Below are 17165 nucleotides of genomic sequence, written 5' to 3'. Positions count from 1 at the left end.
TTATAGTAAATAGCCGTGTTCATAATGATGCTTTAAAAATATTTAGTCATTCCACTTTAAATAATTTCAAAGTGGAATGACACAACTATCAATTATTATTTAAAGTTAGGCTGCCTGCGTAAATCCAAGGTATTTGGATAATCAGGATTACTACTTTCTTCATCAGGTACCACGTATTCACTTGCGCTTTGCGCCGATTGAAAACTATGCGTAACCGCCGATGGGCTCCAGCTTGGTTCTGCTGATGCAAGTAACGATGGTGTATGCCCATGCTCCCAAAATCTTGCAACTCTGCGCCCTTCGGCTTCAAATGCATTAACCGGTAGTGTTTCAGGATTACGACCTCCAGCATGGCTCACATGATATACAAAGCCTCCAACTGAACGACCTTCCCACGTATCAATTAAATCAAAAACTAATGGAGCATGTACGCCAATAGTTGGGTGAAGCGCTGTAGGTGGTTGCCAAGCTCTGTATCGTATACCCGCGACCATTTCATCTTTTGCTTTACCTTTAACCGGTTTAAGCGGCACTCTTCGACCATTACACGTTACAACATAGCGATCGCTCATTGTTCCTTGTACTTTTATTTGTACTCTTTCTAATGACGAATCTACATAGCGCGCCGTACCCGACGCACTTGCCTCTTCGCCTAGTACATGCCAAGGCTCGATTGCGGTTCTAAGCTCAAGTGTTACGTTATCAAGTTCTCGCGTGCCACATACCGGAAATCTAAATTCAAAAAATGGATTTAACCAACTTAACTGAAATTGAAAACCTGCCTGTTGTAAATCGCGGCTTACTTCAGCTAAATCGTTTTCTACATATTGTGGTAATAAAAACTTGTCGTGTAACTCTGTACCCCAACGTATTAATGGCTTGTGGTAAGGTTTTTTCCAAAACCAAGCAAGTAAAGTACGCAACAGTAGCATTTGCACTAAACTCATTTGTGAATGTGGAGGCATTTCAAAACCTCTAAATTCTACAATCCCTAAACGACCTGTGGCTGAGTCGGGTGAATAGAGCTTATCAATACAAAACTCTGCTCTGTGTGTATTACCCGTTAAATCCACTAATAAATTACGCAGTAACCTATCAACTAACCAAGGTTCAGGCACCTCACCTTCGGGCATATGCGAAAAGGCAATTTCTAGCTCGTATAAAACTTCATCACGGGCTTCATCCACTCGCGGCGCTTGGCTTGTAGGACCAATAAAAAGCCCCGAAAATAAATACGACAAACCAGGATGATGCTGCCAATAGGTAATAAAACTTCTTAAAATATCGGGTCTGCGTAAAAATGGGCTTTGCTCAGGTGTTTCGCCACCAAGCGTTACGTGGTTACCACCACCAGTACCAGTATGGCGACCATCTGCCATAAACTTATCGGTACCTAATCGGCATTCTTTTGCTAAACCATATAGCGTTGTAGTTCGACTGACTAATTGATCCCAGGATGTTGAAGGATGAATATTTACTTCAATAACACCTGGATCTGGCGTTACAGCGTATTTTTCTACGCGGCTATCTTTAGGTGGGCTATAGCCTTCAATAACAAGCGGCATTTTAAGTTCTTTAGCCACACTCTCTATACTACTTATTAAACCCATGTAATGTTCAAAATGACTTGTTGGTGGCATAAATATATATAAACGCCTCTCTCTCACTTCCATTACAAGCGCAGTTTTAACCATTTCTTTACCAATAAAGCCCTTTTTAAGCTTTTTAGCTTTGGTAAAATTTTCTGGAATATCAAACGGGTCGCGGTCAATAATATTGCCGCTCCACTCAAGGCTGTCTAAAGGTAGGCGATAACCAAGTGGTGATTCACCCGGTAATAAAAAACAATGACCCCGTTTAAACTCCCACGTACACGACTGCCAACAGTTTTTACTATCGTTCCATTTTAAAGGTAGAACATAGCCAACAGGCTTTTCTATGCCTTTATCCATTTTAGCTAAAAAGCCTTTTCGGCTCATTGCATGAAGAAGTTCTGGTTGATCTGGCTTTATTTCGGTAGGTAATGAGGCTTCTTGCCACATGTGATATAAAATATCTTCATAAGCCGTAGTAAGTGCCTTGGTTTCAAGACCAAGTGAGTCACACAGTTTATCAGCAAACTTTTTAGTATCGGTATGATCAAATTTATAATCTTTATTAGGATCGGCTAATAGTGCAGCATCTTGCCATAAAGGCTCGCCGTCTTTGCGCCAATAGCACGCATATTGCCAACGTGGTAATGGCTCACCCGGATACCATTTACCTTGTCCGTAATGAGTAAAGCCACCTTTTGTGTATACTTTATTCATTTCTACAAATAAATTTTGAGCTAATATTCTTTTTTCTTTACCATCGGCATCAGTGTTCCACTGAGGATGTTCCATATCGTCAATAGAAATAAACGTAGGTTCGCCGCCCATGGTTAAATGTATGTTTTCTTCATTGTAAACATTATCAACGTGCTGACCTAAGCGATTAATTGCAGCCCACTGCGCCTCAGAATACGGCTTAGTAACACGTGGGTCTTCGTGTACACGCGTTACTTTATTATAAAAGCTAAACTCAGATTTACAGTCGTCTATACCGCCGGTTACCGGCGCTGCCGAGCTTGGCTCTGGCGTACACGCTAATGGAATATGACCTTCACCGGCAAATAAACCCGAGGTAGGATCAAGCCCTATCCAACCTGCACCCGGAATATACACCTCGGTCCATGCATGCAAATCGGTAAAGTCTTCTTCAGGACCGCTTGGACCATCTAGTGATTTTTGATCTGAGGTTAGCTGTACTAGGTAACCCGATACAAATCGAGATGCCAACCCTAAATGACGAAACAGTTGTACTAACAACCAAGCGGAATCACGACACGAACCTGTTTTTTTACTTATTGTTTCGTTTGCCGTTTGCACACCGGGTTCTAAACGAATGCCATAACCTACTAATTCATAAATAGCTTGATTAACAGCCACTAAAAAATCAACGCTTCTAAGCGGCTCTTTAGGGTTTAAAGATTCAATTAATTCTTTAAATTTTGGACTGGCTTTGCGTTTTTTTAAATAAGGAGTGAGTTCTGACTTTGAAATAGCATCGTAAACAAACGGGAAGTTTTCGGCGTAATCTTCTAAAAAGAAATCAAAAGGATTAATAACCGTTAGTTCGGCGACCAAATCAACTGTAAAACTAAATTCGGTAGTTGGCTTGTTAAACACCACCCTCGCTTGGTAATTACCAAAAGGGTCTTGTTGCCAATTTATATAGTGATCTTCTGGAACTATTTTTAAAGAATAACTTTTAATTTTTGTACGGCTATGTGGCGCTGGACGTAATCGGAATATATGCGGTCCCATATTAACTGACCGATCGTATTTATACTGAGTATGGTGCGAAATTCCAACTGTAATTGTCATCTATTAATTCCCCTTTAATAATGTATAGCCACAATATAACGCTAAAATATATTACTTGGCCTAATTCAACTTGTGCAATTTTTATACCAGCAAACTTATAAATTAGTGCTCCTCATCCATTTGCCGACTCATACACAAAGCAACGCCATGCATAAAGGTTTTGACCAAATTAATAGAAAAAACACACCAACTCTGTAAATATTAAACTGGGTGTAATTTATACCATCAATTTTAGATTTTTAATGGTGCAGGTAATGCACCAAAATAGTGCTTAAAAATAACTTACAATTAAAACTAGTTAATTTAAAATATTGAAATAAAACAAATAATGTTAATTTTTTAAAATACTTACTCCGTTATTTATAACGCTAAACGGGTATAATTAAAAGTATTTATTTATAGTTTAAAAATCATTAAAAATAATCATTAAATAGTAAGAAATAGTTCACAATAAAGCTGCTATTAAAGTAAGTAACGGTGCTATACTAGATCGATTTTTAACCGCTTACGTTACAGCAAAACTAACAATCTCGATGAGATAAAACAAGCAACTTTTAATACAAAGATGCTTGTTTTAAAGATTAGTTTTGCAGCGGTGTGTTTTAATTTCAGACAAAACAGAACACGTCCAATTTGAAAGACCAACACATCCCACTAACCTGTTAATTTTTCATTATCATCAATGCTAAAGGTAATGCAGCACTAGGGCGTGTTGATCTTTGGTGGTTGAATTTGCAGCAGTGTGTTTGGTATTTAAGCAAGGCAGAGTCTATGATGTATGGTTGTTCCCTATACATAGGCGATAACGCAGCATAAATGCCAAACATGCGCTGCCCTTGGGTTCTTTCTAGGGACGATTGACTCTTTGTTGCTCGGTTTTTACTTAGCCCACTAGGTTACAAACCTCGCGCCGCGATTAAATCGCCCCTAGATTGAACAAATTTCAATCCAAAAAATCAACACGCCCTAGCGTATTTAAGATTTTTTAAATCAACCCAATCTACCTAATAGGATATTTTCTTATGCAAAAGCTAACGGATGTCGGTGAAAACTTAGTTAATGGTATAGCATCTCGTTATAACCTCAGCCACGATGCAGTAATTCACATGTTAGTTAGCGTTAATAACGGCGGTTGCTCAATGGCACAGTTTAATTGCCCAGAACTTGGTGGTTCTGGTCAATGGATGCGTGGCGGAATGACAATGGTTGGCGACATGTTTAACAACGGTTTAAAATCAACCGTTGATAACTTGTGCAACGAACTTGCTAATATATTGAGCAATAACCAAATATTTCCGGTTATTCCTGCAGGAACGCCTGGCAGCAATCAATGGTGGCCAGGTAATCTAGGCAGCCCATTTAGCAGTGGTGCGCAAAATAATATTCGCTACGCTATATTCCCTAATCGCTTAGCCGTTGAATTAAATGGACAAGTGAGCGTATACGACACGTTAGATCATAATATTGGTGGTGTAAGCCAACAGCAAGGCAATAATACCTCTCTTACATTTAACAGTCAGTGGGGGACAATTAATGTAAATACCCTGCCATTAATTTCAGGGCAAACGCCAACGCCTCCAGAACCTCAAAAAGATTTTACGCAGCAAGTAACGCAGCCGAATTTTGCATCGTTAACACCAAACCAAGTTGAAGCACCGGCTAATAATACTGTGGGGCAATACTCGGTAGACGAAACACTTCAAATTATTGAAAAGTTAGCACAACTTCGCGACTCTAATGCGTTGAGTGATGATGAATTTAATATTAAAAAGTCTGAACTTTTAAAAAGGATTTAACCACTATCCTCCAATAGCATAGCGCTAAGTAAAAGTGGTTTATACGGTCTCTTTTTTATTCGGTAACATATGAAAACATTTAAATGTAATTGCACAGATCAACTTATTTTATTTTTTGAAAGCAGCCATTGTTTGGCTTGCGGTAGAACCGTGGGTATTGATGATGAGTTCGACCAAGTTGAACCCTATGAAATTGATGAGCAATCGGGGTTATTTTACAAAGCAGAAGCGCCTGAAGTTTTTTATAAAAAATGTGATAACAACGCTCAGTATCACGTATGCAATGGTATGGTTAATTTAGACACATTTATACCTGTTGCCGATAAAGACGAAGTGCTGTGTTTTTCGTGCCGCTTTAATGAAACGGTGCCCGATTTAAGTATTGTTGAACATATTCCATTATGGAAAAAAATGGAGACAGCAAAACGTCGCGCTTTGTATACATTAAAGTCATTATCACTCCCTTTAAATACAACGATTCAAGAACCTGAAAGCGGATTAAGCTTCGATTTTATAGCAGACCGTAACGTAAGCGATCACTTTGTAAGCCCTATTATAGGTCAGGACGTTGTATTTACAGGACATGATTGCGGGCATATCACTATAAACCTAGCTGAAGCAGACGACGTAGCACGCTCTCAAGCTAAAATAGCAATGGGTGAGCGTTATCGGACTTTACTTGGTCATTTTCGCCATGAACTTGGTCATTATTATTTTGATCAACTAATCGCAAATTCACCAAAAAAACATACTTTATGTAAGCAATATTTTGGTGATGACGAATTAGATTACCAGCAAGCGCTCGATACTCATTACAAGCAAGGTGCGCCAGCTAACTGGCATGAAACCTTTATTAGTGAATACGCTACTATGCACCCTTATGAAGACTGGGCAGAAACATGGGCGCATTACATGCATATTATCGATACTTTAGAAACAGCCAAAAACTTTTCAATTACAGGCTCAACAACGGGTAATGAGTTTGAATTAGAAGAAGCAGACGAGCTTCGATTGCCACAAAGTGCTTATTACTTTAATTCACAAACATCGATTGATGCTATTTTAGATACTTGGATGGAATTTTCGATCATTCTAAATTCACTAAATCGCAGCATGGGACTTGCCGATGCCTACCCATTTGTACTTACTCAAGCGGTGCGAACTAAGTTATCTTTCATACATCATGCCATTCATAACAGGCTCAATTTAATACCTGATTTGAGCATTGGAAAAGTGTAATAAAATAAGCTCAGTCCAAAAAACATTTTAATAAAGAGCCATTTATTCTTGCTATGACTTTTCATGCATAGGTAGGTGGCTTTTTTATGATGAGAAAAAAGCCGTAAAAATAGTATATCCCCTACTTTCTCGCTGAAGCTTTGTTAGTTTGTCACAGCGAGGTTATTCTTAAGTCGACTTATGATTTTTTCTTGGTAAATACTAACTGTAGAAAACTTTTGTATTGAAACAAATAAGTCAGTTAGTTTTTCGTTTGATATATTAGAGATATTAATCCCTTTATATATAATAGGTGCATTATTTTGTCTGGTTAGATTATTCGACAGTAAAATATTCAATTTTACTGTACGTGCTAACTCTTCTTGATATAGAAAAAATTCTCTTAAATGTGTGCTAACAATATTGGCTGGTTTTGATCTGTCTATCATTAAAATTTCGTCAATTAGTCGATTTAACCTGCTGCGAGACTCTATTGCTTCGTCGAGAATATCTAACCAATTAAGTTCGCTATTTGATAGTAAAGCTAAAAAATATACCGTACGTGCTTTATTGTAATTAATAAAACCAGGCCACATAACATCTTCGCTAGATACTTTAAGTGCTTTATCGAACTGCTCAGCGGCAGATTTAAGATACATACTTACTTCTTCAAGTATTGATGGCTCTATGGTATTAATATTTTTTTTAGCCAGCTCTAAACCATCAATCGACAAAACATCTACAGAGTTCATATTTAGCGACTCTCGTAATAAATGCATGCCTTTTTTGTTGTAATACAAACCTAGGTAATTATGATAAATGGTTTTTGTCACTGGATTACGAAGAATTGGACCTCTCACATGAAGTAAGTCTGCATGAATATTAAAATTATCATCAGCTACAAAACTTTGGTAAGAAACAACAGCTTTAAATAGCTTTATTGTTTCCGTTATTTGAATTGAATTACCTTTACTCACCGAGTGCAATATTTCACAGCGCCTATCAACTTCTGACAAAATTGTATCCATACGCTTTTTATAAAGCACTTTGTTAGTTTCTGATGCATTAAAAACAGCTGGAAATAAAACAATTAGGTCAATTATATATTGCAGGGTATCGGCAAAAAGAACAGCGGTTTCTGACTCTTTTTTTAGTTTATGCTCAATAGAGTCAAAAATTTCTTTCTCTAGTGTATTTTCATCTTGGGACTTAAACTGATTAATTAACTCTGGAAGTGAGGTTACGTAATTTTCATTATCTAAAATGTTACCTTCCATTTTACTAATGTTATTTACACTATCAATTGATGTATATGTTCTAACAGTAATAAATAAAGCTAATACGGCTATACAAAAGCTTACTGTTGATATGGTAAAGCTTAGTAAATCTTTACCTTCTTTTAAATCATATACCCATACAGCAAGAAAAGCTGAAAGTAGAACAAGTAATAATATTGTAAAGTATAACATTTTTGATGTGCGCATATGTCTTCCAGACTTGGGTCGAGCTAACAATCTAATATTGCTGATTTATAACACGAAAAACGCAGACTTCACACGCAAACTGAGAGTTACATAAGTTATTTATTATCAAGCTGTAAAGCCTTTACTGAACGTAAATAATTAAATATTTTTATCACCCTTCCCATTTGCCCAGCGCTTGTTTGTCACTTTGTTTAAACTCAACCCAGTTTGATGAGTCTTTAAAGTGCTCTTTTTTCCAAAACGTGGCGTGGTTTTTTAAATAATCCATTATAAATTGTGCGCCTTCGAACGCGGCTTGTCGATGGCGGCTGGTCACGCCTACAAATACAATTTGCTCGCCAAGTGCTAAGTAACCAACGCGATGAATAATGCATATTCTCGCCAGTTGCCAGCGAGTTTGTGCTTGCTCTGCAATAGATTGAAGAAGTTGCTCGGTCATACCAGGGTAGTGCTCAAGCTCAAGTGCAGTAACGTTATCGCCACTGCTGAACTCTCTTACCAAACCTGTAAAGGTGACAACAGCGCCATCGCTTTTGTTATTACTACAAAGCGTATTGTGCTCGTCACCTACATTAAAATCATTGGTTTGTACTTGAATATGTATGCTCATTAGCCACCTGTAACCGGCGGGAAAAAGGCAAGCTCATCCCCTGCTTTCACTATTTCGTCGCTTGATGACATAGTTTGGTTAAGCGCTGCAAGTAGCTCACGCTCCTCAAGCCACGGTTGCCAATGCGGGTATTGGCTAACTAATCTTAATTTAAGCTCTGAAATACTAAGCGGCTGCTCAATCTCAAGGCTTAATTTACTGCACTTTAACCGCTCTTTTAGTTGCCCAAAAAACAATAACTCTACTTTTCCGGCGCTAGCTATAGGATTAATCTCGCTGCCAACTGCCATTTTTACCCCCAGCTTTTTGAGTAACGCGCATGCAGCTAATTTCCATTAGTGGGTCGGCTGCTTTACACATATCAAACAAAGTAAGGCTAGCCACAGATACCGCCGTTAGCGCTTCCATTTCGACCCCGGTTTTACCGGCAAGTTTGCAGTAGCTGGTTATTTTAATTTGGCTGTTTGCTTCATCAAGTTCAAAATCAACAGCGACTTTAGTAAGTGCAAGCGGATGACAAAGCGGGATTAAATCAGCGCACTTTTTAGCGCCTTGAATACCCGCAATACGTGCCACGCCTAACACATCACCCTTTTTGTTTTGATTAAGCATTACTTGCTCAAAAGCAAGCTTGCTCATGCTAATAAATGCTTCAGCTGAGGCATCGCGCAAGGTAACGTCTTTGAGCGATACATCAACCATATTAGCTTGACCGTTTTCGTCTACGTGGCTTAACATACTATTGCTCACGCGATTCACACTTTTTACCAATGGTAATGTGCGGTACAAAGTTACACGGTTTATGCATTGAGTTAAGTTGATCTTTTATAATGCCTGTCCACGCTGTTTTACATGCGCCTGTAGAGCCTGGCATACAAAAAATAACGGTGTTGTTAGCAAGTCCTGCAAGTGCACGAGATTGAATAGTTGAGTTACCAATTTCACCGTACGATATATGTCTAAATAGCTCACCAAAGCCGTCTACGCTTTTATCAAACAGCGGCGCAAATGCCTCAGGTGTTGAATCACGTTCGGTAAATCCTGTACCACCAGTCACTAAAATAGCGTGAATGGTGTCGTCGGCTATCCACTGCGATGCAATAGCGCGCATTTGGTAAACATCATCTTTTACAATTTCTTTATCCGCTAAGTGATGACCCGCCTCAGTTAGCGCTTTAATTAAGTAATGACCAGAAGTATCGGTAATCGCATCGCGCGTGTCGCTTACTGTAAGTACGGCAATGTTTAAAGGTCTTTGTGTATCGCTTGTGTGGCTCATAATGTTCTTCTCAATTGGTTAATGCTTTGGTCAAAATGCTCATTTACAGCTTTAAATTGCGCCGGTGTATTGGTGTTTATTAATGCATGCGCTTTATTACATAAAAGCGTTTGCACACCAATGCTTTGGGTAAACTGTTTTATTGATTTATGACTGTTTGCGTTTGTGAGTATGTGTTTTAAATGATTTTTTACACTGCTTGTATTACGAATATACAGCGGTAGCGGTTCATTTTCAAAGTGCCAAGCATGTATTTGTGACTGATTTAATTGATTGCTCACACTTTGTACGTTATTTGACTGAGAAGCCAGCACTATTGTGCTTAACAAACTACTTGTGAGTAGTGGCATATCTACTGCAGTAATAAGTAAATCTTGCTCGGTGGCTATTAATGTTGAGTAAATTCCGCCAAGGGGTCCACTATTTGGGTATATATCTTTAACGTACTTTTCTGAGGGATAATCGCTCGGTGAATAATGGTTCAATGATTTGACTGGATTTGTAACGTTGCGACTTACCAATATGTTTTTAGCGCCTGCGTCTTTTAATAAATCACACGCATTTTGCAATAGCGTTTTATTTTTTAAAACTAAATCGGCTTTGTCTGTGCCCATTCTTGATGACTTACCACCAGCAAGCACAACACCTGTAAAATCTCGCTTAACTTTCATATTAGCTTTTATATGAGTATTCACATCAGCTCCCATATTAGCCGCCTAACATGGCTAAGTGAGTTGTCGCACCTGTTAAGCGTTTATCTAGCTCATGGCTTATTTCTTTATCGCCCATAGCAGCTCGAATTGCCTTTACGGTCGCTGCAGTATCATCCTCGTTTAGCAGTTCGCGTAAATCTATACCTTGCTCGGCAAACAAGCATAAGTGTAATTTACCCAGCGCCGACACCCTTAAGCGATTACAGCTTTTACAAAAGTCTTTACTGTACGGCATTATTAAACCAATACGACCATCGTAATCAGGATGACAAAATTCCTCAGCGGGTCCGTTTAGTTTCCCCCTAACTACTTGTAACCAACCTTGGTCGAGTAATTGGGCTTTAACCGTTTGCCCACTTAAGTGGTTTTCTTCAAAAAAGGTGGCGCCGTCACCTGTTTCCATTAATTCTATAAAGCGAACCGTAACTTTGTGGTGTTTTACCCACGCTAAAAAATCCTTCAATTGGTTTTTATTAAACTGCTTGGCAAGCACTGCATTTATTTTTATATCTTTTATACCCAGCTCTATCGCGCGTTCAATCCCTTTTAGAATAAGGTTAAGTTTGTCGTGCCCTGTTATGAGTTTAAACATACTCGGATTTAAACTATCAATACTGACATTAAGCGCATCAAGCCCTGCTTCAGCAAATTCATCAATTTTCTTTAATAAATTAAATCCGTTTGTAGTAATTGCTACTTTTTCTATGCCGGGCGTGTTTTTACAAAGCTTTATAATATCGGTTACGTCGTTTCGTAAGCATGGTTCGCCACCTGTAATACGCACTTTTTTAGTACCAAGCTCTGCAAACGCATTTACTAACGTGCTAATTTCGTTTTTATTTAAAAAATTACGCGGCGTATCGCACTGATACCCGTTTGGTAAACAATAACTACAACTAAAATTACATACATCGGTTATTGAGAGGCGCAAATAGTTAAACTGCCGACCAAATTGATCATTAAGCATATGCTTCCTTTTTTCTTTACATTACAACCGCAACATCAATGCTGCTAGAACCTGCTTTGTAATGTTGTTTTATTAATTGGCTTAATTGTGTTTTACACGAACCGCAATTCGTTCCACATTTAAGTTCAGACCCCAATTGCTCGACTGTGTTTACACCGTTTTTAATGGCGTTTATAATTGGCTGCTCTCTTACTTTAAAGCAGCTACACACTTGTGCACCTTGGGTAAATTCTTCATCGGGGGTTGCATAAAGCAAAGACTGTAACTGTGTAAAGGTCAGTAATGGCTCTGCAAATAAATGGTTTATCCACTCAAGTGATATTTCTTTTTGCTCATTAGAAATAACACCAACAAACGCTAATTGATCGTTTTGAATACACTGCACATGCATGGCTTTTGCCGTATTCATAGCCGACCACTGCCCTTGTAAACCTGTTAAGGTTTGGCAGTAATACAGTAAATCACTTTGTGGCTCATTAAGCGCCAATTGGTAATTAAAGCAATTCCTAGCATTAACTTTGAGCCAAAAATCACTGTCTATAACAAGTTCGTTTTTAGCAAACAGCTGCATATATTGCACAAAGGGTGCTTTAACTATATTAACAGCGCCGTGTTTGCACTCAGCCTGACCAGATAGAGGGTCAACTACCGATTGATACAACCCACTTACTGTTGCTGACGATGCAAATTGCTTATTCCAATGAATAGGCATAAAGCATTCACCTTTTCGCACCGAATCGGTTACTTTTGCATGCGCGGTAACCTGCCCTGTTTGGGCAATCGCACTTATTAAATCGTTTTGCTTAATTGCTAATTTACTGGCATCAAGCGGATTAATTTCAATGTACGGCCGTGTAATATGCGATGAAAGCGCAGTGCTTTTACCCGTGCGGCTCATGGTATGCCATTGGTCGCGTATACGTCCTGAGTTCATTACAAACGGGTAATCACTTGATGTTTTTTGCACCGGTAATTGCGGCGTTATGGCTATAAAGCGTGCTTTTTTATCAGCGGTGCTAAATTGGTTATTTGTAAAAACCTGACCATTTTTATAAGGCTGATTTTTAACAACAGGCCACATAATGGGTTTTAAATTATCATACTGATTTTGTGTGAGCCCAACTAAACCAGAGAGATTTAATAATCGGCTGCCGTTATTTTCAAAGTCGGTTAATTGTGCCCATTCTTCAAAAATGCCACTAGGGTCTGTAAAGTCAAACCCTTCAAAGCCCATTTTTTTAGCAACATCGCACATAATTTGCCAATCGTTTTTAGCTCCCGAATAAGGCGCTACTAACGGGCGTTGCCTTGATATTCTGCGCTCTGAGTTAGTTACTGTGCCGTTTTTTTCACCCCATCCGGTTGATGGAAAAGCAACATCGGCAAATTTTAACGTATCACTTTTTGCAATACAGTCAGATACAACCACCAGCTCGCAGGTCTCTAATGCTTTTTTAATAGCGGCGTTATTGGGCAAACTCACCATTGGATTTGTTGCCATTATCCACACTGCTTTTATTTTGCCTGCGGCTATTTCATCAAACATATCGATGGCATTGCTGCCTGCTTTTGTAGCGATAGTTGGCGAGAGCCAAAAGCGTTGTACAAGTGATTGATGTGCTTCGTTTTCAATATCTAAATGCGCCGCTAACTGATTAGCCAAACCACCTACTTCGCGCCCGCCCATCGCATTGGGTTGCCCCGTAATCGAAAACGGACCGTTGCCTGGTTTAAGTAATTTACCTGAGGCTAAATGCGCATTAATAATAGCGTTGCATTTATCTACACCCGAACTTGATTGATTTATACCCATTGAGTAAAAGCTAATCGCACTTGGGCTGTTAGCAAATAGCGCGTAAAACTCAGTTACTTGCTCAATTGCTATATCGCAAAAATCGCTAACTGCCTCACAACTCCATTTTGTTGCCTCTTGCAGTGCGCTTTCAAAGCCGTTTGTGTGCTGATCAATAAATTGCGTATCGAGGTGGTTATGCTCATGTAAATAATTAAGTAAACCGTTATAAAGTGCGGCGTCACTGCCTGGTTTTATATTTAAAAATGTGTCGGCAAGCTCAGCTGTGTCAGTTTTACGCGGATCAATAACCACCACTTTCATATTTGGGTTAAGTTGCTTTGCACGCTCCATTCGCTGATACAAAACCGGATGAGTCCACGCTGCATTAGAGCCAATTAAAATAAGCAGCTCAGTTTGCTCTAAATCCTCGTAAGTACACGGCACTACGTCTTCACCAAAAGCCCGTTTATAACCTGCCACAGCAGACGACATACACAGGCGCGAATTTGTATCAATATTGCCTGAGCCTATGTAGCCTTTCATTAATTTATTAGCGATGTAGTAATCTTCAGTAAGTAACTGCCCTGACACATAAAAAGCCACCGCATCGGGTCCGTGCTTTTGTATTATGTCGTTAAATTTATTGGCAACATGGTCGGTGGCTTCATCCCACGTAACAGCTTGATTATTAATAAGGGGTGACGTTAAGCGGTTATCACTGCCTGTGGTGTCGAGCAAATGGGTGCCTTTTACACATAAACGACCAAAGTTTGCGGGGTGCTCTCGCATGCCTTCAAGCTTGGTTGGCACATTATTAAAAAGTGAAATATCAACACCACACCCTACACCACAGTAAGCACATGTTGTTTGTTTTAAACTCGTTTTATTTATAGTTGGTGACGTGTTTACGGTTGCCATACTGCTCTCTTTTAGTGTGCTTTAATTTATGCGGGCTGTTTAACAGGCTCATTAAGAGTAACTACGTTAATAGTGTTACTTGCTTTAGCGAGTGCGCTGTTTATTACGTTTTGAACGAGCTTTTCACAACCTCCACAGCCTGTACTGGCTTTGGTGCTTTGCTGCACACTTGCTAGGTCTATAAAGCCTTTAGCGACTGTTTGTTCAATGGTGTGTTTAGTTACTTTATGACAAGCGCAAATAATAGCGTCATCAGGCAAGTCGTCGGCGCTTAGCTCTGCGATATCGCCGGCAAGGGGCATAATGAGCGCTTCGGGGGCGGTGGTAAGTTCAATGTCGTTTAAATGATATTGCAGTAAATTATCGTAATCGCTGGTATCGCCAACAAGCACGGCGCCAATCAGTTTATTACTTTGTGAATTAGTGACTACTTTTTTATAAATGCCATTGGGTTGGTCTTCAAAGTAATAGCTTATTGCGCCTTCGCTGCGTGCATGTGCATCGCCAATAGAGCCCACTTCAACACCCATTAATTTAAGCTTGGTGCTCATATCGGCACCACTGAACTCATCGGCTTTATTGTCTAAGCCATTACTTTGCAAGGAACCTTGCTGGGTCTGTTGTAAAATATGCCCAACTGCAATTTTAGCCATGGCGTAACCGGGTGCCACTAAGCCAAAAATAAAATTATTCCACAGTGCACATTCACCAATTGCGTATATGTTTTTATCGCTCGTTTGGCAGTGGTTATTAATTACAATACCGCCGCGCTCGCCTAACTCTAAATTAAACTCGCGGGCTAAATTATCATAAGGGCGAATACCTGCTGAGAATACAATCATATCGGTTTCAAGGGTTTTACCGCCCTTAAAACACATTTTGTAACGGCAGTTCTCACCCTCTACTATCTCCTCAGTTGCTACCGATGTATGCACAGTAACGCCTAAATCTGTAATTTTGTTTTTTAGTAGCCGACCGCCACCCGCATCAACTTGTACGCCCATAAGTTGCGGTGCAAATTCTATTACGTGAGTCTGTAAACCCAATTGCTTTAATGCGTTTGCAGCCTCAAGACCCAGTAAACCGCCACCAATTACCACGCCTACTTTACTACCGTGGGCTGAGTTTTTTATTGCGTGTAAATCGTTAATGGTGCGATAAACAAGGCAATGCTCACGATCTTTACCCGGTATAGGAGGTACAAATGGAAATGAACCTGTAGCAAGCACAAGCTTGTCGTATTCAAACGACTCCCCTTTAGCGGTCGTTACAGTTTGCGCATCACGATTTATGTCAACCACTTTAGAATGAGTATGAAAGCGTACTTGCCAATCGTCATAGGTTTTATTGCATGTAAGTGCGAGGTCGTCTGCGGTTTTACCTTTAAAAAAAGACGATAATTGCACGCGGTCATACGCTAAACGGTCTTCACCGCTTAATACCGTAATTTCAAATTGCTCATCAGCTTGATTTTGAGAAACCAGCTGCTGCACAAAATGGTGCCCCACCATTCCGTTTCCTACTACTACAACACGCTGCTTACTTAGCATTTACTCACCTTAAAATGATATCTACTTTAGTAATTGACTAAAATTGAAATCGAATGATTTGTTATAGGTTTGTTATAGCAATATGTAAGCCAAATATATAAGCATTTAAAATCAGTAAGTTGCCTACATTGGTGCAGAGGTGAAAAGCGTAAAGCCCCACAAGATGGTGCAACTGCACCATCTTGTGTCGCTATAAATTACAAGAGGATTTTAGAAGATAGTGAGGGTTAAAATTTAGCGCTCATCCATACCCATAATTTTTGAGTATCGACTTTATTAGCAGCGGTATCGCCCGCTGAGTAATCAGCGTATTTAACACCCACTGCGTATTGTTTATTAATAGGTTTAACGTATTGTACGTTTAGCTCACTGCCTAAATCGTCAACCCCATTTGATTGCTCATTAGCATCAAAACTGTGATAAGCCACCAACCATTTTCCGTCAAACGCTTTACCATTTAAGCTTATGTAAGTGTCGTCCAAGCCTTGTGCGGGTGTATTTAAAAACGTATCTGCCCAACCATTAAATTTATGTAACGTGGCAAGTGGTGTTGCAAACCCGTAATCGCCATTATCAGAGCCAAGTGACTCTATGCCAACTTTTAATGTTACTGTTTTTATACCCAAACCATTTAAATCAACAGCGCCTTCAAGTGCATAGTAATCGGCATCAAAATCACTCACGCTTGTTGACGCAGACTGCGTTGCATACTCCGCTTTGTAATAAAATTTTATGTCGTTTAGGGTTTTATTACCGTTAAAAGAGACGCCATAAGTGTCTAAACTGTCGTCTTGTAGTGCATCGTCACTTAATAAGTAACTGTATAAAACCACTTTACCGTAGTCTGTTTTAAAGCTTGCATTAATAAGATGATCGGACGATTTAATGTCTTTATCGTCAGCAAATATGCGGTTACGCTTATTTAAATAACTGTATTGTAAATCTATGTTATTAAATGCGTAATTAATGGTTGCTGCATCAAAGGTTTGTCTGTCTTGGCGCCAACCTACGTGCCCAACAAAACGCTGCCCATCAAGGGCTATTACTTGGCGTCCTACTTTTAGCGATAGACCATCGCGGGCATATTTAACAAAACCTTGGTCAATCTCAGTGTTTTCTGGGTCTGCAATAACAGAGTAATTAGTGTTTTTTCCCACCGTATTATTGTAATCATCTACGCCTAATAGGCTGCGAGTATCTTCTACTTCAATAAGGGCTGAAAAACCATTCACCTCGTCTGTTTGATGCGTTAAGCGGGTTCTAAGTGTTAAGCCGCTTGCATCTTTTAAAGCATTGTTTTGATCAACGCTTTCAAAACGCAGTCTAAAATCAAGATCCGTTTGCGCAGCAAAGCTTATTGAAGGCGCAGTGAAGCAACCCAGTATAAAAATAATAGGTAAGTTGTTCTTATAGTTAAGCATTTTGGTT

Annotated in this window: 13 protein-coding genes; 2 read left to right on the top strand and 11 right to left on the bottom strand. The window is 39.4% G+C overall.

The features are described 5' to 3' along the window. Window positions 1-95: 95 nt before the first annotated feature. The gene (locus GQR52_RS05820) at window positions 96-3407 is read right to left on the bottom strand and encodes a transglutaminase family protein (RefSeq protein WP_165727776.1); all 3312 of its coding nucleotides are present in this window, start codon (window positions 3405-3407) and stop codon (window positions 96-98) included. A gap of 1022 nt (window positions 3408-4429) precedes the next feature. On the opposite strand from GQR52_RS05820, the gene GQR52_RS05815 reads away from it, so the two are divergent. Further along, the gene (locus GQR52_RS05815; protein WP_007585227.1) at window positions 4430-5203 is read left to right on the top strand and encodes an SHOCT domain-containing protein; all 774 of its coding nucleotides are present in this window, start codon (window positions 4430-4432) and stop codon (window positions 5201-5203) included. A gap of 69 nt (window positions 5204-5272) precedes the next feature. After that, the gene (locus GQR52_RS05810; RefSeq protein WP_165727774.1) at window positions 5273-6442 is read left to right on the top strand and encodes a putative zinc-binding metallopeptidase; all 1170 of its coding nucleotides are present in this window, start codon (window positions 5273-5275) and stop codon (window positions 6440-6442) included. A gap of 143 nt (window positions 6443-6585) precedes the next feature. Here the strand turns inward: GQR52_RS05810 and GQR52_RS05805 are convergent, their stop codons facing one another. From GQR52_RS05805 to GQR52_RS05760, 10 genes are all read right to left on the bottom strand, one after another. After that, window positions 6586-7905, bottom strand: a complete 1320-nt coding sequence (locus tag GQR52_RS05805; RefSeq protein WP_165727772.1) for a hypothetical protein — start codon at window positions 7903-7905, stop codon at window positions 6586-6588. A gap of 151 nt (window positions 7906-8056) precedes the next feature. Next, window positions 8057-8515, bottom strand: coding sequence for a molybdopterin synthase catalytic subunit MoaE (moaE, locus tag GQR52_RS05800; RefSeq protein WP_165727770.1), 459 nt, complete (start codon window positions 8513-8515; stop codon window positions 8057-8059). Next, a complete protein-coding gene (locus GQR52_RS05795; protein ID WP_165727769.1) occupies window positions 8515-8805 on the bottom strand; it encodes a MoaD/ThiS family protein in 291 nt (96 codons plus the stop codon). Before GQR52_RS05795 ends, moaE begins: the two co-directional genes overlap by 1 nt. After that, window positions 8783-9253, bottom strand: a complete 471-nt coding sequence (gene moaC, locus GQR52_RS05790; RefSeq protein ID WP_165727899.1) for a cyclic pyranopterin monophosphate synthase MoaC — start codon at window positions 9251-9253, stop codon at window positions 8783-8785. Before moaC ends, GQR52_RS05795 begins: the two co-directional genes overlap by 23 nt. 1 nt (window position 9254) lies before the next feature. Further along, entirely contained in the window at window positions 9255-9794 is a 540-nt protein-coding gene (gene moaB / locus GQR52_RS05785; protein WP_165727767.1) for a molybdenum cofactor biosynthesis protein B, read from the bottom strand. Beyond that, window positions 9791-10501: a molybdenum cofactor guanylyltransferase gene (locus GQR52_RS05780; RefSeq protein ID WP_206017406.1), complete on the bottom strand. Its 711-nt coding sequence runs from the start codon at window positions 10499-10501 to the stop codon at window positions 9791-9793. The genes moaB and GQR52_RS05780 overlap by 4 nt, the downstream gene beginning before the upstream one ends. A gap of 1 nt (window position 10502) precedes the next feature. Continuing rightward, a complete protein-coding gene (gene moaA, locus GQR52_RS05775) occupies window positions 10503-11474 on the bottom strand; it encodes a GTP 3',8-cyclase MoaA (RefSeq protein ID WP_165727765.1) in 972 nt (323 codons plus the stop codon). Between the two features lie 16 nt (window positions 11475-11490). Next, window positions 11491-14187 (bottom strand): nitrate reductase, encoded by a 2697-nt coding sequence (locus tag GQR52_RS05770; protein WP_165727763.1) that lies wholly within the window; start codon window positions 14185-14187, stop codon window positions 11491-11493. 26 nt (window positions 14188-14213) lie between these two features. Further along, window positions 14214-15737 carry an FAD-dependent oxidoreductase gene (locus GQR52_RS05765; RefSeq protein ID WP_165727761.1) on the bottom strand — a complete coding sequence of 508 codons (1524 nt, stop codon included), beginning with the start codon at window positions 15735-15737 and terminating at the stop codon, window positions 14214-14216. Window positions 15738-15964: 227 nt separating this feature from the next. Continuing rightward, a complete protein-coding gene (locus GQR52_RS05760; RefSeq protein ID WP_165727759.1) occupies window positions 15965-17158 on the bottom strand; it encodes an alginate export family protein in 1194 nt (397 codons plus the stop codon). Window positions 17159-17165 lie beyond the last annotated feature (7 nt).

This window comes from Pseudoalteromonas sp. 31A1 (genome assembly GCF_011378815.1).
In the GTDB taxonomy this organism is placed as follows: Bacteria; Pseudomonadota; Gammaproteobacteria; order Enterobacterales; family Alteromonadaceae; genus Pseudoalteromonas; species Pseudoalteromonas arctica.
Note: the sequence above shows the minus strand (reverse complement) of the source record. Positions and strands in the feature narration are given on the sequence as shown.